General features: G+C 67.9%; 2 protein-coding genes. Both read left to right on the top strand.

Annotated elements, in window-relative coordinates:
• Positions 1-1,008 (top strand): efflux RND transporter periplasmic adaptor subunit (locus tag VIR09_RS20675; protein WP_332014549.1); only part of this gene is annotated, 1,008 nt, incomplete at its 5' end.
• Complete coding sequence (locus VIR09_RS20670; RefSeq protein WP_332014548.1) at positions 1,005-4,178, top strand: efflux RND transporter permease subunit; 3,174 nt, start codon at positions 1,005-1,007, stop codon at positions 4,176-4,178. The genes VIR09_RS20675 and VIR09_RS20670, both read left to right, overlap by 4 nt.
• Positions 4,179-4,267: the final 89 nt, after the last annotated feature.

Raw genomic sequence — 4,267 nt, 5'->3', positions numbered from 1 at the left:
GTGGTCGCCATGCCCGCCCAGGCGGATGAGCGCCTGCCCGCCTGGACCCTGCCGGGCGAAGTGCAGGCGCGCTACAGCACGCCGCTGTCATTCCGCGTGGGCGGCAAGATCATCGAGCGCCAGGTCCGGCTGGGCGATGCCGTCACCCCCGGACAGGTCGTCGCCAAACTGGATCCGGCCGACGCCGCCAAGAACGCCGCCAGCGCCCGCGCGCAGTTGTCGGCGGCCCAGCACCAGCTGGACTACGCGCGCCAGCAGCTGGACCGCGACCGCGCCCAGGCTCGCGAAAACCTGATCGCCGCGACCCAGCTGGAACAGACCCGCAACGCCTACGCCGCGGCGCTGGCGCAGCGCGACCAGGCGCAGCAGCAGGCCGCCCTGGCGGCCGATCAGCTCAAATACACCACGCTGCAGGCCGACCATGCCGGCGTGATCACCTCTGAGCAGGCCGACACCGGGCAGAATGTGGCCGCGGGCGAGGCGGTCTATAACCTGGCCTGGTCCGGCGATATCGACGCCATCTGCGACGTGCCGGAGAGCGTGCTGGCGGGCCTGGCCATCGGCCAGCGCGCCAGCGTCGCGCTCGGCCCCCTGCCTGGCCAGACCTTTTCCGCCGTGCTGCGCGAAATCGCGCCAGCCGCGGATCCGCAAAGCCGCACCTATCGCGCCAAGCTCACGCTGGAAGCGCCGACTGCGGACGTGCGCCTGGGCATGACGGCCAACATCAGCTTCGACAACCGCGCAGGCGACAGCCTGACGACCTACACCGTGCCGGCGACCGCGCTGTTCCACGACGGCCCCGCGCCCGCGGTGTGGATCGTCAAGGCAGGCGCAGACACACTGGAACTGCGCCGCGTCGAAGTGCTGCGCTACGACGCCCGCACCGTCACCCTGTCCAAGGGCTTGCAGGCGGGTGAGCGCGTGGTGTGGCAAGGCGTGCACACGGTGGCCGCCGGCGAGAAAGTCCGCGCCGTGCCGCCGCTGCATCCCGAGGATTTCGCCTCATGAGCGGCCCGCAACAGGACGCTTCGACCCAGGCGCAGCGCCACGAGGAAGGCCGCTTCAACCTGTCGGCCTGGGCGCTGCGGCACCAGCCCCTGGTCATCTTCATCATTACGCTGATCACGCTGTTCGGCGTGCTGTCGTATTCGAAGCTGGCGCAATCGGAAGATCCGCCCTTCACCTTCCGCGTCATGGTCATCAAGACGCTCTGGCCCGGCGCGACCGCGCAACAGGTGCAGGAACAGGTCACCGACCGCATCGCCAAGAAGCTGCAGGAAGCCCCCAACACGGACTTCATGCGCAGCTACTCGCGGCCCGGCGAATCGCTGATCTTCTACACCATGAAGGACTCCGCGCCCGCCAGCACCGTGGCCGAGCAGTGGTACCAGGTGCGCAAGAAGGTCGGCGACATCTCGGCCACGCTGCCTCCGGGCGTGCAAGGCCCCTTCTTCAATGACGAGTTCGGCGACGTCTACACCAACATCTACACGCTGCAGGGTGACGGTTTTTCGCCCGCGCAGCTGCACGACTACGCCGATAGTCTGCGCACCGTGCTGCTGCGCGTGCCTGGGGTGGCCAAGGTGGACTACTTTGGCGACCAGCCCGAGCACATCTATGTGGAAATCTCCAACACCCAGCTGACGCGGCTGGGCGTGTCGCCTCAACAGATCGCCCAGTCCATCAACAGCCAGAACGCCGTAGCCGGCGCCGGCACGCTGACCACCGCCGACGACCGTATCTTCGTGCGGCCCAGCGGCCAGTATGCCAACAGCCGGGCCCTGGCCGACACGCTGATCCGGGTAAACGGCAAATCGATCCGGCTGGGGGACATCGCCACCATCCGCCGCGGCTACGAAGATCCGGTCATCGAACAGATGCGGCTGGGCGGCGGCCCCGTGCTGGGCATAGGCATCACCATGCAGCCAGGGCGCGACGTGGTGCATCTGGGCAAGGCCCTGGGCGCCAAGTTCGATGAGCTCAAGGCCCAGTTGCCGGCCGGCCTGACGCTGACGGAAGTCTCCAGCATGCCGAAAGCGGTGTCGCATTCGGTCGATGATTTCCTGCGCTCGGTGGCCGAGGCGGTCGCCATCGTGCTGGCCGTGAGCCTGGTGTCTCTCGGTTTCCGCACCGGCATGGTGGTGGTCATCTCGATCCCGGTGGTGCTGGCGGTCACGGCGCTGTTCATGGACATGTTCGGCATCGGCCTGCACAAGGTATCGCTCGGTACCCTGGTGCTGGCGCTGGGCCTGCTGGTGGACGATGCCATCATCGCGGTCGAAATGATGGCCGTGAAGCTGGAACAGGGCTGGAGCCGCGCGCGCGCGGCGGCGTTTGCCTATACCAGCACCGCTTTTCCCATGCTGACCGGCACCCTGGTCACGGTGGCGGGCTTTCTGCCGATCGCGCTGGCCAAGTCCAGCACGGGCGAATACACGCGTTCCATCTTCCAGGTGTCCGCCATCGCGCTGATCACCTCGTGGTTCGCCGCCGTGGTGCTGATCCCGCTGCTGGGCTACCGCATGCTGCCGGAACGCAAGCGCGAGGCCCATCTGCCCGACGACCACGAGCACGACATCTACGACACCCGCTTCTACCAGCGCCTGCGCGGCTGGGTGGGTTGGTGCGTGGACCGCCGCTATCTGGTGCTGGGAGGCACGGTGCTGGTGTTCGTGGTGGCCATGGCCTGCTTCCGCTTCGTGCCCCAGCAATTCTTCCCCAGCTCCGACCGCAGCGAACTGCTGGTGGACGTGCGCCTGCAGGAAGGCGCGTCGTTCGCATCCACGCTGCGCCAGGTCGAGCGGCTGGAGAAGGTGTTGGAAGGCCGTCCCGAAATCGACCACTCGGTCAGCTTCGTCGGCACCGGTGCGCCGCGCTTCTACCTGCCGCTGGACCAGCAGCTCGCCACTCCGAACTTCGCCCAGCTGGTCATCACCGCGCATTCCGTCGAGGACCGCGAAAAGCTGGCCCGGTGGCTGCAGCCCGTGCTGCGCGAACAGTTCCCCGCCATCCGCACCCGCCTGTCTCGCCTCGAGAACGGTCCACCCGTGGGCTTCCAGGTGCAGTTCCGCGTCAGCGGCGACAAGATCGCCGAGGTGCGCAAGGTGGCCGAACAGGTGGCCGCCGAGGTCCGCGCCGATCCGCGCTCGACCAATGTGCAGTTCGACTGGGACGAGCCGTCCGAACGATCGGTGCGTTTCGAAATCGACCAGCAGAAGGCGCGCGAACTGGGCATCAACTCCAGCGACATCTCGGACTTCCTGGCCATGACCCTGTCGGGCTACGCGGTCACGCAGTACCGCGAACGCGACAAGCTCATCGGCGTCAGCCTGCGCGCGCCGCAGGAAGAGCGGATCGACCCCGCCCGCCTGGCCACGCTGGCCATGCCCACGCCCAACGGCGCGGTGCCGCTGGGCAGCCTGGGGCACGTGCGCTACGGTCTGGAGTACGGGGTCATCTGGGAACGCGACCGCCAGCCCACGATCACGGTGCAGGCAGACGTCAACGCCGGCGCACAAGGCATAGACGTCACGCACGCCATCGACGCCAAGCTCAAGGCCCTGCGCGCGGAACTGCCTGTCGGCTACCGCATCGAGGTAGGCGGCCCGGTAGAGGAAAGTGGCAAAGGCCAGTCCTCCATCAACGCGCAGATGCCGCTGATGGCAGTAGCCGTGCTGACCCTGCTGATGCTGCAGCTGCAGAGCTTCGCCCGCGTGCTGATGGTGGTGCTGACCGCGCCGCTGGGATTGATAGGCGTGGTCGCGGCGCTGCTGCTGTTCGGCAAGCCTTTCGGCTTCGTGGCCATGCTGGGCGTGATCGCGATGTTCGGCATCATCATGCGCAACTCGGTCATCCTGGTGGACCAGATCGAGCAGGACATCGGCGCCGGCCACAAGCGCGTGGACGCCATCGTCGGCGCCACCGTGCGGCGCTTCCGGCCGATCACGTTGACGGCCGCGGCCGCCGTGCTGGCCCTGATTCCGCTCTTGCGCAGCAACTTCTTCGGCCCCATGGCCACGGCCCTGATGGGCGGCATCACCATCGCCACCGTGCTGACGCTGTTCTTCCTGCCGGCCTTGTACGCGGCGTGGTTCCGCGTGCGCCACGACGAACGCGACGAGCCGGAGGGCGTGCCGCCCGGCGCCCACGCCGGCGACACGGTGGAACGGGGAGCATGACGATGAGCAGACTGTCTTTACGCCTGGCCGCCCTGCCCTTGACGCTGGCGCTGGGCGCCTGCGCCTTCGCCCCCAGCAGCAAGCCGCCC

The organism is Achromobacter sp. (genome assembly GCF_036567245.1).
In the GTDB taxonomy this organism is placed as follows: Bacteria; Pseudomonadota; Gammaproteobacteria; order Burkholderiales; family Burkholderiaceae_B; genus Achromobacter.
Note: the sequence above shows the minus strand (reverse complement) of the source record. Positions and strands in the feature narration are given on the sequence as shown.

What these genes read in the sequence shown, in the direction of transcription:
- VIR09_RS20670 (WP_332014548.1), top strand. Translation starts at nt 1,005, where the DNA reads ATGAGCGGCCCGCAACAGGACGCTTCGACCCAGGCGCAGCGCCACGAG.